A 15,532-nucleotide genomic window follows, 5' to 3' on the forward strand; every position below is an offset into this window, starting at 1 on the left:
ATGTAATGTTTAGTTTAAAAATCAATTTTTATTCCCAGTGAAATATTTTTTAATGGCGGGTACCATCTGTACCCTGCCGGAAAATCAGGGTCAAGCCCTTCTTTGTTAGCCCGCCAGAGGATGCCGAGGTTGCTGGCGTATAGATATACCTGCGCATGTCTTATTTTTGCCCGCAAAGGTCTGTCGATATCGTAGCTGATACGGATGTCCTGCAATCTAACATGGTCACCCTTGAGTACATTAACAGAAGCGCCGGCATAAAAGTCATCCCGGTAACTATCCCATAACGGATAGGTCATGGAGGGTACCGTTGTACGCAGTTCATCGCCGGATTGCTTCCAGCGGCTGCTGTAATCCGGATGGGTAACACCCTGGTTGAACAGGCTGCTGTACGAAAGAGTATTTTTCTTAAAAAAATACCCTAACCTGTAGGAGAGGGAAAAGCTTATGGTAATTCCTTTGTAACTGAAGTTGTTAATCAGGGAACCATAAGTACGGGGCAACCCGGAACCATGGAAAACGATTTCTGCGGTATCTATAGCCTGCAGGCCAATACCGAAATAATCTTTACTGATGATCTTGTTCAAATATCCCTGTGGATCGCCGTTTTCCGGGTCCAGGCCGGCGAACGGGTAGCTATAGACCGCGTAGGGGTCACGCCCCTTTACCGGAAGTATGGACATGCCCCCATTACTTACTAACCCGCGCACAGACCTACCCTGATCGCTCAATAGGTAGTCTTCCACTTTGTTGCGGATATACTGGAATAAGAACCGGGTTGTCCACAGAAAGTTTCCCTTAGTGTTGATGCTGTTCAAGGATACATCCACTCCTCTTGCGGAAAGCCTGGCGCTGTTGCGATAGACGCTTTCGATACCGGTAGTGGGATCCTGCACGGCGCCATAAATGAGGTTATCCGTTTTTTTAGAGTAGGTTTCTATGCTGCCGGATATCCTGTCCCCTGCCCCCCTGAAATCAATTCCGACATTTACCTGCCTGACAGTTTCCCAACTAAGACTGGGATCGGCGGGAGTGCTGATATAACCATAAGGTTCATTGATAATAGATCCGTCAGCCCCTGCAAGGAATATGATGGTATAAGGCGATATGGAATTATTCACGTTGCCCTGATAACCGTAAGATGCCCTCAATTTTAAAAAAGGGAGCATCGCGTTATTATAAAATTTTTCTTTCGACAGTTCCCATGCCAGGCCCGCCGACCAGAGCGGCTTCCATTTGTTATTAATATCAACACCGAACAGGTTAGCCGCATCCCTCCTGCCACTTGCCGAAACCGTGTACCTGCCCTGGTAGGTATATGCGGCATTGGCGTACAGCGATACAAACCTGTCAGTTACCTGTTGGTAGGTCTGGCCGCCTGGCACTCTCGCAAACCCGCCCGCCTGACCATTAAAGGTGGGATAAAAGGTAAGGTAGTCCATGCGGGATACAGACAGGTTTTCCGGGTTATAGCCATACACCCGCTGAAAAAAATTGCTTTGCCTTCTCTCTCTTATTTCTCCGCCCACAATCGCGGAGAGTTGATGAATACCTCCCCTGTTCATATTGACATTCATCTGCCCCCTGGCCTGATGAGATCGAAGTTCCTGGTAAGATTCATCCAGGATGCCACTGTTAGGGACCACATATCGCTCTGAAACTTCATCCAGTTGCGTATATTGATTAATCAGGTCCCGCGTGTACCAGCTTTTCGGCCCACGGTACTGCCTGTTATGCCCGGTGGCGTGCTCGTATTGGTAATTGACCTGCAGGTTCAGGTAATCGGTTGCCTTGTAGTCAATGGTGGTATTGAACACCATATCATGTAAGCGGCTGGTATTGTCAGCAGTCTCCAATTCTTCAAGGGGGCGGTAAGCCCAGTCCAGCAGCCGGTTGCTGCCCGCAGTATCAACATAACCCTCCCGGTAAACATGTGGCAGCGCCAGTCTGTTGCCATGCTCATCGGCAAACCTTGCATAGGGGTGCAGCTTCCGCCCGGAGCGGTAGTCCCATTCACTGCTGCCAATATCAGCAATACTGTTCCTGTGGCTGAAGCTCTGGCTGTAAGCCATAGCAGCCTGAACCTCCAGATTTTTAACGGGATAAAAGCTGTTATGTGACCGTAAAGTGATACGTCTGCTGCCATCGCCCCTCAATATACCTTGTCCGTTATCAAAGCCCGCTGATAGCATCGTCCTTATCTTAGGGCTGCCCCCTGTCAGGCTTAGTGAGTATTGACTGTTCAGCGGGGATTGATGAATGTAGCGGTTAAAGTCATGCCGGTAGTCATATCCAGCCAGTTGGGCAAGTTGGTGGGCGGTCTCCCCTTCGGACAAGTTACCGGTTCGTTTTTTTTGCAGCAGTTCCACTACCGGACTCAGGGCCGGCCAGGAATAGCTGTTTTGCAGATCAGCGTCATAAAACCCCTGGTCGAAAAGGTATTTTTCCACTTCAATATATTCAGCCGAGCTCATCTGCGGATAGGCAAAAAGGTCAGGTTTGCTGACAAAACTCCAATTGGTGTTCAACGACAGCCGAAAAGGCTGGTTAAGTTTGCCTTGCCGGGTATTAATAACAATGACGCCATTACCGGCACGAGCGCCCCAGATAGAAGCAGCGGCGGCATCTTTCAACACAGTCACCGACTCAATATCATTCGGGTTGATGTTGTTGATATCTCCGTCATAAGGAAAGTTATCGACGACAACCAGCGGTGATTTCATGGTACCGGTGAGAGTGCTGATACCCCTGATGTTGATATCTCCCGCGCCAATGGTAGTTTGGCCGGACGGAATATTACGGCGATCGAAAAAGATACCCGAAACCCCTTCCAGACGGCTCAGGACATCGGGCCCTACACTTCGGTTGAGCTGAGCGGAAGACACTATCTCAAAGGAACCGGTGGCTCTTTCCTTTGGAATTTTTTGATACCCGGTACTCATAACACTGACACTATCCAGCACTACTTCTGACCTATTCAGTTGAATTAAAAGCGGACTGGACATGGTGTTGTCAACAGGCAGCCGCAAAAGTTGGTAACCTATGAAACTGATTACAATGGTATCGGTTTTTACCAGTAAGGCGATGGCAAAATCACCACGGCTGTTTACCGTCGTATTGGTATTACTGTTGACCAGGTGGACGACAGCCCCTTCGAGTGGTTGTTTGGCAGCGCCGGTAACCTTACCGGCAATAAGGTTACTGCCCGGCGACTGTCCAGGGCAGGTTAAAACGAACATCAAAGCAATAAGGAATAGCATAAAAGCTCTCATGGCAGTAAGTTGTTTGAATAAGTAGATTCTGTGATGACACACATGTCAAGCAATCGCTGTTCTTCTACAAGGTCGAGACCATATTGTTGCAACGCATGGCGCAGTTGAGGGAGACCAGGTTTTTCCCCGGTGTGAAGCGTAATATCAACCGGGATTTGTGACGGGATGCCTGTTTCATCATAAACTTCCGGGAAGTAAGGGAAAAAAGTATTCAGGCTCCAGCACAGATCTGAAAAAGGCTGGTTGATCAGCTGCCTGACCGGGTTATCAGGTTCATCAAACGTTGTTGAGGCGGCTGCTCCCTTGGTTAAAAACGGAACCCCGCCTTCTCCCCTTCGGATCAGCCGCAGTATTTTTTGAGGACGTTTTTCCTGGCGGGCTGTAATGCCAAACAATACCTTGAGGCGATAACTCAGATCTTCCCTGATTATGTTTTCAATACTGTCCGGAGAAATGTCCATCGGCAGCATAATAGAATAGCAGTAAGTGTTGTCTTTTCTCCAGCGTGCGAAATAAGTAGAGGGTATATAGCGGTTGCGGTCGGCCACTTGCAAAATGAGCCGCCGCTGTTCAATGTTGCCTCCAGTTTGTCCTCCTGCTATACCGCTGCACAATTGAAGCAGGCTCATATTGAAAAAATTGTAGCAAACAGTTCGTACGGATGAATCAACGCAGACCGACCTGGTTGTCTTTACGCCATCTATATAAGGTAGCAATGCGGAGTAATGTAAAACAGGTGATTCCGCCGTCTGCTTGCTGTTAAAGGATAACAAGGGCCTGTTGTAATCAAAAGTTTGAAAATCGCGTTTGACCGGCCAATCCACATCCTCATGATTAAGCAGCTTTTCTATATTACCTGCGGTGACATATTCCGCGCCCGTAATGGCCTTAACAAGCCGGTCCGGTCCTATCCATACTTCATGCGAGATAGACTGGTGTGGGAAGTATTGTCTTAAAACGCTGTCCCCGATAACGATTGGCAAGCATATACGCTTGCCTGTCTTGTTATGCATAAGAAAGTTGACGATTCTTGGCTTTTCCTCACTGGTTACAAGTATAATCTGCAACCGCTCCTTATACAGTTGTTGCAGGCTGTCCAGCCGCGGCAGCGCTTTGATGCAGGCGCCGCAGGTGGTGGCCCAAAAATCAATGATAACAAGCTTATCATTAAAATCCTTCAGCGATGCGGAAGGGTTTTGATAGTGTATGAGGTTATTAAATCTTATTTCAGGAACCTTATCCCCAGGCCATAACGATCTTAGAGAAGGGGATTGCGCGTAAGATGGCCGCGCTATGGCCAATAAAAGGCATAGCAAGGCCACCATCCAATAAATGAGTTTCATGGAAGATGCAAGTTTTAGTGTCGTAGATTAATTTTTATCTGCCTTTGGATTATATTGGAGACTCAGCTATACCGGGTTTTTTGGTTTAGATGCGAACCTGGATCTGAGCATGGAAAGGGCTTTACCTGAAACGACAGTTCCGACTGATACTTTAAGTCTTTGAAAAAAGGATGGCTTCCTGTTTTGTGTTTTTTGATTTTTACAGACTGTAGAAGCGGTCTTAAAAGAACGCTCTTCACGTATTTTAAGTAATAAAAGTTGATGCAAAACAGTGTCTAATTCATCTTTGCGGATGCCTTTATCTAATAGGGATTGATATAACTGTTTTTCTTGCTGCATAAACGGATGGAGTTAATGTTGAATAGCTTAGGCTAGTGGGATGAAACATCTTAGAGAGACGAATCAGATGGGATTGCGTGGCTTTTTTGCAAACTGGGTTCGCAACAGATGGAGTTCTTTGTTTAGGTAATTCGTGCTCATAAACAACATCTAAATTGTTATATGAGTCCCAAAGGAGAAGCGGCTTTTAGGGATGGGCCCACTCGCGCCCTTTGCTGCATGGGACCTGGGAGCCCACTACCTTAAGGTAGCCAAACACAAAAAACAACGAATGAGCCCAGCCCCATACAATATGATGGGGTTGGGCATCTACTCATTGTCCCGTGTTTGCGAAATTTCCCAGGTTTCTGCAACGAGACTCATGAATACGACACCCCAACAATTATTGAAGAATCGCAAAAATACTTTTTCAGTCCTAAAGATAAAACAAAAGCTTTTGTATGCCAAGTGGATGACATCTTTTTTTAAGAATTTCTTCATCCTTGCATAATGGGCAGGTTGGACGATATAGATATAGATTTAAAACGTAAAATAGCTCAGCGGATGAAGGATTTAAGAATAAGCACGGGCAAAAAAATGTCTGAATTCGCCAAAGATTCTGAGAAAGATCGCCAAAGTTTACACAGGTGGGAAAAAGGCAGAGGTGCGACTGTATATACAATAAACAAATTTTGCCGTGAAATTGGGATCACAATGAAAGATTTTTGGAACGATTCACTATTTGAATAGCAATGCAAGCTGTAGGCTTTATGCATACAAAATTATTGCGTTCCATATAGCTCATTATCGTTTCAAAAAACGATTATTACATATTCATTCAAAGTTACTTTTTACAAAAATTTCTTCTCTCAACATAACCAGATACTACTCCCCTAATTTTATCTGTTGTTCTGCATGATATTAGATAATCATAACTAAAAATTTAAGTTATGATACAATTATTTAAGCTGTTGGATGACATCCATCTGCTACCAGATGCCTTACGTGGCCATTTGAAGCGAATTCTTAAACCTGAGCGCTTCAAAAAGAAGTCCTACCTGTTACAGGCAGGCCAGTCATCGTCCCGTATATATTTTATTGAACGTGGATTGGCCAGATGCTTTTACGAAGAAAAGGGTTCAGAAATAAACAAGTGGTTTGCGGCAGAAAATCATTTTTTGTTTGCTCCGGAAAGTTTTATCCAGCAGGTTGAGAGCGATGACTATATCCAGGCATTAGAAGATTTGGTGGTTCACTCCATCAGCAAGCAGGAATTATATGAAATATATGATCTTTTTCCATGTTTTGAGCGCCATGGCAGAGTGATAGCCTTGAACCTGTATATGAGAGCCGAAATACTTGCCAATCTACGCCGGGGTAGCTCCGCAGAGCGATACAATAAACTATTAGCCACGCATCCGGAATTAGTATTGAGGGTGAGAGCGAAAGACATCGCCAGCTACCTGGACATTGAACCTTCTTGGTTCAGCAAGATCAAAGGGGCGGCTGTCGCCTGAAAAAGTTTTTTGCAAATTTTTGAATTTGATGTGTTTCAACCATGCAGCAAAAGGCCATCCAGCCCTAATTTTATGTTGTCATTCAAGGGAAATAATTTCTTACTCTTCCAGCTTGGCGGCATAAGTTTCCCATTAAAAAGATTATTCTCCTGAATGACTTTATCCGCACCTGGTATGACTGAGGATATATAACGGCCGCTGATGGCTATTGTTAATGTGTGTAAACGAAAATGTGTGTTATGAAAATATCCGTTTCATGGGGAGATTTCTTCCTTGGCTGCGCCGTATTGACAGGCATTTGGTACCTGGTCGTTGGCGCGAAATATTACTACCAATCCATCAAAGACCGCCTGTTCAAAAATCCCTTCAAGACAATCAAAAGCGGTACGACCGAAATCGACAGGCCAGGTGTTCAACAAGCTTCACTATTCCAGCAACCAGAAAGCCTTGACAGGCAAGATGCGAAGGAGCGTGCTATAAATACTATTGTACATGAATTCGTTAATGAATTGAATGCCCTAATTGCGCTATCAGCAACAGATCAGTCGTCTAAAGATAAATTACTGCCAGCCTTACGAAAACTGTTGTCAAAATATTCTTCTTTAGCGAATTCCCCGCTCAGGCAGGACATCCTGAACCTGATCCAAATGGAAACCGGCAAACATTGTCATATTCATTTTTCAGCAGATGAATTAGCGCAGTTATGGTGAGAATGCCTTCGGATGCTAGCCATTAAAATTAAGAGTCATTTATTCAAACTATTGCTTCATAAGCCATGTGCCGAAGGGACATGTGTGTATCATTTGTGATAATAGAAGAACACATGTGAGAGAACATAGGGCTATGTGAAGCAGTGATAAGCCAGGCCTGTGAAAAGCCGCTCAATCATCGGGATACGGAAATACCTGAGGAGATGGTGTGATGTATTGGGCCGCCAGGTTGGTGACGCTGAAGGGCCGCACACAAGAAGAGGGGTTGAGTATTCATGAGGCAAGGGAAAGTGCGGCCCTTTTTATTGTATTGATCAACAAAAAATACAAGGCTATGTGTGTATCGAAAATGGGGAGGAGTCAAAGACTGGCCACCAGTCTCTTTGCAGTGTTGATGACTGGACTGTTGCTCTTTGGACTTGGGCTTGAGAGCAACGCCAAAATGTTTGGTAAAAGCTTTGACAGCAGCCACGATTATTCCTGCTGCCAGGGAGGATCCCTGTATATCTTCCACTATTATGAAACCAAATTTTTCTGGTTTTCAACCGGTAGCGGTTATGATCAGGAATACATAGGGTCCGGCACTTGCCAGTATCAATGCCCGGCAATGTGATGCGGCGGGGGTTTTATATCATTATAGGCAGCATAATAGTAATCTTAATATCCTGCAGAAGGGAAGGTCAAAACGCTGTGCTGATGCTAAGGCTAATGAAGCGGTTGCCTGCAGAACAGCAGGCCAGGATTTCATTCGGCAGGGACACGATAAAGTTATACGGCCGTGATACGATCCTGTATGCACGCAACCATGGCTCAAGGACTTTTAGAGTGGCTTCAATCGTGGGTTCTTACAGTTGTTTAAAGGCTTGCTATAATAAGCAGGTGGTCAGTCCGGGAGATAGCCTTCGAATATTTGTGCGGGTCAGAGAAAAAGAAAATGGTGCGGCCATCACTCTGATTGGAAATCTGCGGGATGGGCAACAGACGGTTCATTTGATCTGGATGACGCATGATAACCATGACAAATGAGTTTTCATCAAATAAAAAAACAACAGATTATGTGCAATGTGAAAAAAGAGGGAAAGAAAATCTTCAAGAGGTTATTACCGGATAGCTGCAAAAAGTATTATTGGGTAGCAGCTATTACCAGTTGCATGTTGCTGGTTAATACGTCATCATACGCAGGCGGTGAGGAAGGGATTCAGGAGGCCACCGACCAAGTGAAAGGGTACTTTGATGCAGGAACAGATCTTATGTATGCAGTTGGCGCAGTTCTGGGATTGGTGGGCGCGGTAAAGGTATACCAGAAATGGAGTGCCGGCCATCCTGACACAGGCTCAACCGCTGCTGCCTGGTTTGGGGCATGTGTATTCCTGGTAGTAGTAGCGACCGTGCTTAAAAGTTTCTTCGGATTGTAATCTGGTCTTCACGCATACAAAAAATCTTTATGGCAAACAGTATTTATCAAATCAATAAAGGGGTAGGCCAGCCAATAGTTTTCAAGGGCCTACAGGCGCAATATATCTGGTACCTGGGTGGAGGACTGGTGGGAACGATGATACTGTTTGCCTTCCTTTATATCTGCGGTGTCAATGCATTTGTTTGTGTTGCCATAGCGCTAATTACAGGAGGGATGATCTGTCATTGTGTATTGAAGATGAGCAAAACTTACGGGGAACATGGCTTAATGAAAAAAATGGCTGCCAGTAAAATTCCCCGCCTGATTAAATCAAAATCAAGAAAGGTATGGAAAGGATGATCGAAGATATTTTACCTGTGGCAAGTATGGAACACGATGCAATTCTGTCCCGGCAGGGGGATATTTCCTTTGTCTACCAGTTAACCTTGCCGGAAATATTCACTTTATCAGGTGATGATTTTGAACATATTCATCAGGGCACTGTGAGGGCGCTGAAAGCGCTGCCACCGGGAACGATATTCCATAAGCAGGATATTTTTTTCAAAAAAAAGTTTGGTGCTGAACAACCATCAATCGACACGAGTTTTCTTGAACAGGCGGCTAACGCCTACTTTAAAGGACGTTCTTATTTGCAACACGACTGTTATATCATCCTTACTAAACAGGCAACAGGTCGAAAGCCATCCACCTCAGCTTTATCGAACCTGCTCCATTCCCGCCTGGTACCTGAACAAACAACCAGCAAGGACGAGTTACAGTTGTGGGAGAGCCAGGCCAGCCAGTTTGTGCGGCTCATGAAAGAAGCTGGTATTACACTGAAACGCATGCCGGATGACGGGCTACGCAGTTCCGACAAGCAGGCAGGTTTACTGGAACGGTACTGTTATCTTCTGGAAAGCCCTGACAACCCATTAATAAAAGACGTTCAGCTTAGTAATGGTATCAGTGTCGGCCTGCAAAGCTGCCAGTTCTTTACGCTGTCCGATGCACCGGTACTGCCACCATTTTGCGGGCCCAGGATGACTTATGACAAATACAGCACTGACAAAACGGATTTCTCTATCAGCTTTGCAGCCCCTTGTGGACTATTGCTACCGTGTGACCATATTTACAACCAGTTAATTTTTATCAAAGACAACTTTACCGTTCGGCAGAAACTGGAAAAAAAAGCCCTGCGGCTGAGGTCTCTTGCTGCCTACAGCCGGGAAAATGCCATAGCCCATGATGCGGTCAACCAATACCTGAACGAATCAGTCAGCGAAAGCAGGATACCTGCCGCGATGCATTGTAATATTATGACCATTGCCTGGAACGCCGAACAGCAAAAGGAGCAAAGGAATATGGTAACAGCCGCGCTGGCTGGCATGGAAGCGGTGGCAAGGCTGGAGACAGCGGGTGCCGCACAAATATTCTGGGCATGTATGCCCGGTAACGAGGCAGATTTTCCGATGAATGACACTGTGGACACATTTATCGAACAAGCCTCCTGTTTCCTGAGCTGGGAAACCAATTACAGATCCTCCCCACCCGGCCAGGGCGTGCGTTTCAGTGACCGGCTGACAGGTTGCCCGGTATATGTGGACCTGTTTGATGCGCCGAGAAGAGAAGGCTATGCTTCCAATATGGGTGTGCTTGTTTGCGGCACTTCAGGCGGCGGCAAATCCATAACCATTAACCATATCCTGCGATCTGTCTATGACCAGGGTGCGCATTGCGTGACAGTGGATATTGGAGGCAGCTACAAGGGTCTTTGCGAGCTGGTGGGCGGTTATTATTTCACATACGAAGAAAATAATCCCATAAAGTTTAATCCATTCTTTTTAGCGGAAGGCGATACCATGGATACCGAAAAAAAAGAAAGTCTCAAAGCGCTGCTTGTCGCCCTCTGGAAACAGGAGAATGAAAATTTTAACCGCAGTGAATACGTAGCCCTGTCGAATGCACTAAAAGGATATTATCAGTTCCTTGAAGAAGACAAAAGCATCTTCCCCTGTTTTGACACATTCTACGAATACCTGGATACCCGCTATGTCGAGGTACTCAAAAGTCATCATGTGAAGGACAGGGATTTTGATATCAGCAACTTTCTCTATGTGCTGCGGCCTTACTATAAAGGAGGCGAGTTCGACTACCTGTTAAATGCCAGGGAGCATCTCAATTTATTAAACCAACCCTTTATCGTCTTTGAGTTGGACAGCATCAAAGACCATAGCATCCTGTTCCCTGTGGTGACGCTCATCATAATGGAATTGTTTATATCAAAAATGCGCAAACTACATGGAGTCAGAAAAGTGCTGACTATTGATGAAGCCTGGAAAGCCATTGCCAAAAGCGGTATGGCAGAATTCCTAAAATATGCCTTTAAAACCATCAGAAAATTTAACGGTGTCCCTATTGTTATCACGCAGGAACTCGATGATCTTATCTCCTCGCCCATTATTAAAGATGCAATCATTAACAATGCGGATATTAAGATACTGATGGATATGCGCAAGTTCATGAACAAGTTCGACCGGCTGCAGGAAGCCCTGGGCATGAGCGACAAAGGCAAAACGATACTTCTTTCTGTTAATAAGGATAACCGGGAGATCTACATTGATATCGGAGGACAGGTGATGAAAGTGTATAAAAATGAACTCTGCCCAGAGGAGTATTATGCCTATACCACAGAAGGCAAAGAACGGGTCAAGGTAGCAGCGTTCGCTGCTAAATACGGAAGTATGGAAAAAGGAATAACTGAATTAGTAAAAGAGGCTAAAAAAGAAAGTTTATGAAAAAGATCTTACAGTTATTATTTATTAGCGGGTTGGTTATTGGCGCCTGCCGGCAATCAGGCAAGGAGCAGCTCAAAGAATTTATACCCGGCAACTATATACGGGCGATCAGTCACGAATTCGCTATTGGCAGCGATACACTGATAGTGTCCCGAATGGAAGATCAGGAAAATACCTTCCGGCTTATCAAGAATGCCGGTTTCCGACAGCGGCGTGACGGCATATTATTGCCGCTCCGTCATACGACAGATACATGGGTGGCAGTGCTTGATCCGGAAACAGGGTTGCTTCATGAAACAAGGAGGGGTAAGGTGATCTACTTTAACAGACAGGAAAGATGCCTTCTGGTGGGCAGCTCTAAATACTTCAAAGCAGATCATTAACGAGCCACATAAAAGCTTTATATGAAAAAACTTATTGTAGTAGTGGCCGCATATTGCGCTACACTCTGCAAAGCGGATGCCCAAAATATACCGGGCGTTGGTTCTGTAGCAGGTCTGGGAACCCGTATTGTCAAAGCAATTGACCTGAAGATTCAGCGTCTGCAAAACCAGCAGATCTGGCTTCAAAATGCTCAAAAAATAATTGAGAATAACATGTCCCAATTGCACTTAAAAGAAATCGGCGGTTGGGTACAAAAGCAGCGGGATATGTACCAAGCTTTTTATGATGAACTATGGCAGGTAAAATCCATCATCACTCATTATCATAGAGTCCGCGAAATTGCTTCCAAGCAGGCAGCACTGATCAAAGCCTATCAACGCTTTTGGGATATGTTCAAGCAGGACAATCATTTTACTTACGGTGAAATAGACTACATGGCCAAAGTCTACAAAGGAATCATTGACCAGACTTTGCAAAACGCAGATCAGTTGTTGCTCATCGTGAATTCTTTTACCACACAGATGACCGATGCTGCACGGATCACGATCATTGACCGTGTCGCCGCTGAGGTACAGGAGAATTACGATGATCTCACTGCATTCAATACACAAAACGCATTACTGAGCCTCCAGCGGTCCGGAGATGAGGAAGAAATAATGATGATAAGGAAGATGTACGGCCTTAGCCCCTGACCAATTTATAAAACAGTGGCAGCCAGACTCGTACCTGATGGAAATTATATACAAATAAATAAAGATTATGAAATTGATAATAATCCCCACAATGATGTTCCTTTTATTTTTCCATCACCGCCTTAAGGCCCAGACTTTCTCCGAATTTTTTTCGCAGCGGAAAACACAAAAAAAATATTTACTGGAACAAATCGCTGCGTTAAAAGTGTATACCGGTTACTTAACAAAAACATACCATATCGCAAAGCAGGGGCTGGGCCTGATCAATACGATCAAAGCCGGTGAATTTGGATTGCATGCAATATTCTTTTCGCGTTTAAAATATGTAAGCCCGGGTATCAGGCATTACACCAGGATTACGGACATATTAGCCATGCATTACTATATCGTTTCCACCAGCCGCAACGCTGTGAAACAAGTACGCAGCAGCGGGTATATGCAGAACCACGAACAGCAATACGTTAGTGATGTATGGAACAGTCTTCTGGAAGGATGTAGTGAAAATCTCAACAGCTTATCCATTCTGCTCACAGATGGCGGACTTGAGCTGAAAGACGATGAAAGGTTCCGGCGGGTAGATGAATTATACAGCAATGTGTTGGAAAGATACCTGTTCGCCCAACGTTTTACCGCAGATATCTGCAGGGTCATCGTCGAAAGGAAAAAACTGTCATTATCAACAATGCAAATCAAATCCTGGTATGGATATACGGAATAGGGCTAGTCAAAAAGGTACGCTGATTACAGGCATCCTGGATGCTGTCACAGCCAACATGGAGATATTCGTCCGTGTAAGTAAAAAGTCAAAAGCAGAAGGCCTGTATACAGCCATGGAGAATGAATATATCGCAGCTAAGTTAAACGGTATTAATAAGGAAGGCAATCAATGCCTGGAAAAATTAAAGGAACTGATCACTTCCCGGCAGCCTGAAAACGAAAAATTAGAATCGTTGCGGCAAATGTACGCAATCATGCAGCGCCAGGCGGCTACTGCGAGGCATTTTGAAAAAGGATTTGCTAGACTCTCTGAAGCCAGAAAAAAGAAGTTATCAGAAATTGCCGAAGTTGAGAAACTGTTTGAAATACGCCGCCGGCGCAAAAACAGAACACCATGAGAATAGTGATAATCATCCTGCTGTCATTTTTTAGCATGACAACGGCCAAATCGCAAGACCAGGAAATACAGCAACTCATCCTGAATGTGGAGAAGCTTGCTCAATTTAAGCAGATACTTGCCGACATGAAAAAGGGCTATGACATTGTTACAAAAGGATATACTGCCATCCGTGATCTCAGCCAGGGGAATTTCCAGCTGCACAAACTTTTTCTGGATGGGCTGTTGGCTGTCAGCCCGGCCGTCAAAAAATATTATAAAGTCTCCGAAATCGTTTCCGGTGAAATCAGCCTGGTTAAACAATATAAGAAGGCTTTCAACAGGTTTAAGGCTTCCGGCGCTTTTAACCCGGATGAACTTGAATATCTTTTGAAAGTCTATAGTCATCTGGTGGATGCATCGCTCGAAGGTATCGGGGACTTAACCACAGTGGTTACGGCTAACCGGCTACGCATGAGTGACGAAGATAGGCTTGCAGCCATTGACCGGCTCCATGCAGAAATGAAAGACAGATTGTTTTTTCTTCGCTTCTTCAACAATCAAAATAGTGTGTTGCAGGTTCAAAGAATAAAGGAAGGTTTGGATGTTGAGGCGATGAGATCACTCACTCGCTGACAAGCTCAAAGCGGGTGGACAATTGGCATTGTTGTAAGAATCTGAAAATGTGGTGTATGAAAATGTGTATAAGGGCTGTCTTGGTGATGGCAGCAGGAGTAATTATTCCAAATTGCATATGGGCGCAGCAGGATGTCGGAGGTGTGGCTGGCAGTATAAAAAGCCTGCATCAGGTGTTAGATGAACTTTATGCTGACATGATGCCGCTTTGCAGCCAGCTCATCGGCGTAGGAAGAGGTATCGCAGGATTCGCCGCGCTGTTTTATATCGCTTCCCGTGTCTGGAAGCACCTGGCCTACGCTGAGCCAGTAGATTTCTATCCTCTTTTCCGGCCCTTTGTACTGGGTTTTATCATTCTCATTTTTCCGCTCTTCATCAACATGCTCAACGGGGTGTTGCAGCCTACTGTTACCGCAACGGAAGTAATGGTAGGTGATTCCGACGCTGCTATCACGGCGTTACTCAAACAAAAGGAAGAAGCCATCAAATCAACCCATGCATACCAGATGTACATTGGCCCTTCAGGTGAGGGTGACCGGGATAGGTGGTACAAGTACACCCACCCCGACGAACAGTCGGGTGAAGGACTGCTGGACGGCATTGGTAATGATATACGCTTTGCCATGGCAAAAGCCAGTTACAGTTTCCGTAATTCCATCAAGCAATGGATGAGCGAAGTGTTGCAGCTGCTCTTCCAGGCGGCCGCCCTGTGTATCAATACCCTGCGAACCTTTAACCTGATCGTGCTTGCTGTGCTTGGCCCCATTGTTTTTGGCCTATCCATCTTTGATGGTTTTCATCATACACTCCGCCACTGGATAGCAAGATATATCAATATGTTTTTATGGTTGCCCGTCGCCAATCTCTTCGGAGCCATCATCGGCAAAATACAGGAGAATATGCTGGTAGTGGATCTTCAACAGCTAACTGACCAGGGTGACACCTTTTTTTCATCTACCGACACAGGCTACCTGGTTTTTATGATCATCGGTATAGTTGGATATTTCACTGTACCATCCATCGCCAACTATATCATGCATGCCGGGGGCGGCAGTGCGCTTACAGGTAAAGTTACCGGGATGGCAATGGGCGGCGCCGCCGGGGCTGTATCTGGTGGTATGACCGCGGCGGGCATAGCTGGAAAAATGGGAGTTGGAGGACTTGACATGTTGGCGCCCGTGGCGGCAGTGGCCCCAGACAGGTTTGCCCAGGGAGCAAGGAATATCTGGAACTCCCCAGGCAATATCCGCGATGGCTACCAGCAAGGCGGATCGGGAAGCGGAGCGGGTGCTCAACTCGGCCGTGGCTATGCAGTGGCTTCTAAATTCCTGCAAAATAAAATAAGCGGAGATTTATCGGGAGGAAAAATTTCATAA

16 protein-coding genes and 1 pseudogene are annotated in these 15,532 nt (G+C 45.4%); 13 read left to right on the plus strand and 4 right to left on the minus strand.

Features of this window, described 5'->3' with window-relative positions; translation table 11 throughout:
• Positions 1 to 14 precede the first annotated feature (14 nt).
• From F0364_RS26665 to F0364_RS26675, 4 genes and pseudogenes are all read right to left on the minus strand, one after another.
• Complete coding sequence (locus F0364_RS26665) at positions 15 to 3,272, minus strand: SusC/RagA family TonB-linked outer membrane protein (RefSeq protein WP_153800872.1); 3,258 nt, start codon at positions 3,270 to 3,272, stop codon at positions 15 to 17.
• Entirely contained in the window at positions 3,269 to 4,285 is a 1,017-nt protein-coding gene (locus tag F0364_RS26670) for a hypothetical protein (protein WP_235921313.1), read from the minus strand. Before F0364_RS26670 ends, F0364_RS26665 begins: the two co-directional genes overlap by 4 nt.
• Positions 4,286 to 4,615 (minus strand): annotated as a pseudogene (locus F0364_RS29495) (TlpA family protein disulfide reductase); the annotation flags it as partial.
• A gap of 66 nt (positions 4,616 to 4,681) precedes the next feature.
• Positions 4,682 to 4,954, minus strand: coding sequence for a hypothetical protein (locus F0364_RS26675; protein ID WP_153800874.1), 273 nt, complete (start codon positions 4,952 to 4,954; stop codon positions 4,682 to 4,684).
• Between the two features lie 498 nt (positions 4,955 to 5,452).
• Between F0364_RS26675 and F0364_RS26680 the strand changes: the two genes are divergently transcribed.
• The 13 genes from F0364_RS26680 (at position 5,453) to traJ (ending at position 15,532) form a co-directional block, all read left to right on the plus strand.
• Complete coding sequence (locus F0364_RS26680) at positions 5,453 to 5,683, plus strand: helix-turn-helix domain-containing protein (RefSeq protein ID WP_207632898.1); 231 nt, start codon at positions 5,453 to 5,455, stop codon at positions 5,681 to 5,683.
• A 200-nt stretch (positions 5,684 to 5,883) separates the two neighbouring features.
• Complete coding sequence (locus tag F0364_RS26685; RefSeq protein ID WP_153800876.1) at positions 5,884 to 6,450, plus strand: Crp/Fnr family transcriptional regulator; 567 nt, start codon at positions 5,884 to 5,886, stop codon at positions 6,448 to 6,450.
• Between the two features lie 239 nt (positions 6,451 to 6,689).
• Positions 6,690 to 7,160, plus strand: coding sequence for a hypothetical protein (locus F0364_RS26690; protein WP_153800877.1), 471 nt, complete (start codon positions 6,690 to 6,692; stop codon positions 7,158 to 7,160).
• A gap of 211 nt (positions 7,161 to 7,371) precedes the next feature.
• On the plus strand, positions 7,372 to 7,773 hold the full coding sequence (locus tag F0364_RS26695; RefSeq protein WP_153800878.1) for a hypothetical protein: 402 nt from the start codon (positions 7,372 to 7,374) through the stop codon (positions 7,771 to 7,773).
• Between the two features lie 409 nt (positions 7,774 to 8,182).
• Entirely contained in the window at positions 8,183 to 8,575 is a 393-nt protein-coding gene (locus tag F0364_RS29380) for a DUF4134 domain-containing protein (RefSeq protein WP_306452335.1), read from the plus strand.
• A 29-nt stretch (positions 8,576 to 8,604) separates the two neighbouring features.
• Positions 8,605 to 8,916: a DUF4133 domain-containing protein gene (locus tag F0364_RS26705; RefSeq protein WP_153800879.1), complete on the plus strand. Its 312-nt coding sequence runs from the start codon at positions 8,605 to 8,607 to the stop codon at positions 8,914 to 8,916.
• A complete protein-coding gene (locus F0364_RS26710) occupies positions 8,904 to 11,351 on the plus strand; it encodes a TraG family conjugative transposon ATPase (protein ID WP_153800880.1) in 2,448 nt (815 codons plus the stop codon). The genes F0364_RS26705 and F0364_RS26710 overlap by 13 nt, the downstream gene beginning before the upstream one ends.
• Positions 11,348 to 11,734, plus strand: coding sequence for a hypothetical protein (locus F0364_RS26715; RefSeq protein WP_153800881.1), 387 nt, complete (start codon positions 11,348 to 11,350; stop codon positions 11,732 to 11,734). The genes F0364_RS26710 and F0364_RS26715 overlap by 4 nt, the downstream gene beginning before the upstream one ends.
• A gap of 21 nt (positions 11,735 to 11,755) precedes the next feature.
• On the plus strand, positions 11,756 to 12,427 hold the full coding sequence (locus tag F0364_RS26720; RefSeq protein ID WP_153800882.1) for a conjugal transfer protein TraI: 672 nt from the start codon (positions 11,756 to 11,758) through the stop codon (positions 12,425 to 12,427).
• 67 nt (positions 12,428 to 12,494) lie between these two features.
• The gene (locus F0364_RS26725) at positions 12,495 to 13,145 is read left to right on the plus strand and encodes a hypothetical protein (RefSeq protein WP_153800883.1); all 651 of its coding nucleotides are present in this window, start codon (positions 12,495 to 12,497) and stop codon (positions 13,143 to 13,145) included.
• Complete coding sequence (locus tag F0364_RS26730; protein ID WP_153800884.1) at positions 13,129 to 13,542, plus strand: hypothetical protein; 414 nt, start codon at positions 13,129 to 13,131, stop codon at positions 13,540 to 13,542. Before F0364_RS26725 ends, F0364_RS26730 begins: the two co-directional genes overlap by 17 nt.
• Positions 13,539 to 14,156: a TerB family tellurite resistance protein gene (locus tag F0364_RS26735; protein ID WP_153800885.1), complete on the plus strand. Its 618-nt coding sequence runs from the start codon at positions 13,539 to 13,541 to the stop codon at positions 14,154 to 14,156. Before F0364_RS26730 ends, F0364_RS26735 begins: the two co-directional genes overlap by 4 nt.
• Positions 14,157 to 14,203: 47 nt before the next feature.
• Complete coding sequence (gene traJ, locus F0364_RS26740) at positions 14,204 to 15,532, plus strand: conjugative transposon protein TraJ (RefSeq protein ID WP_235921314.1); 1,329 nt, start codon at positions 14,204 to 14,206, stop codon at positions 15,530 to 15,532.

It is taken from the genome of Foetidibacter luteolus (genome assembly GCF_009650435.1).
Lineage (GTDB): Bacteria > Bacteroidota > Bacteroidia > Chitinophagales > Chitinophagaceae > Foetidibacter > Foetidibacter luteolus.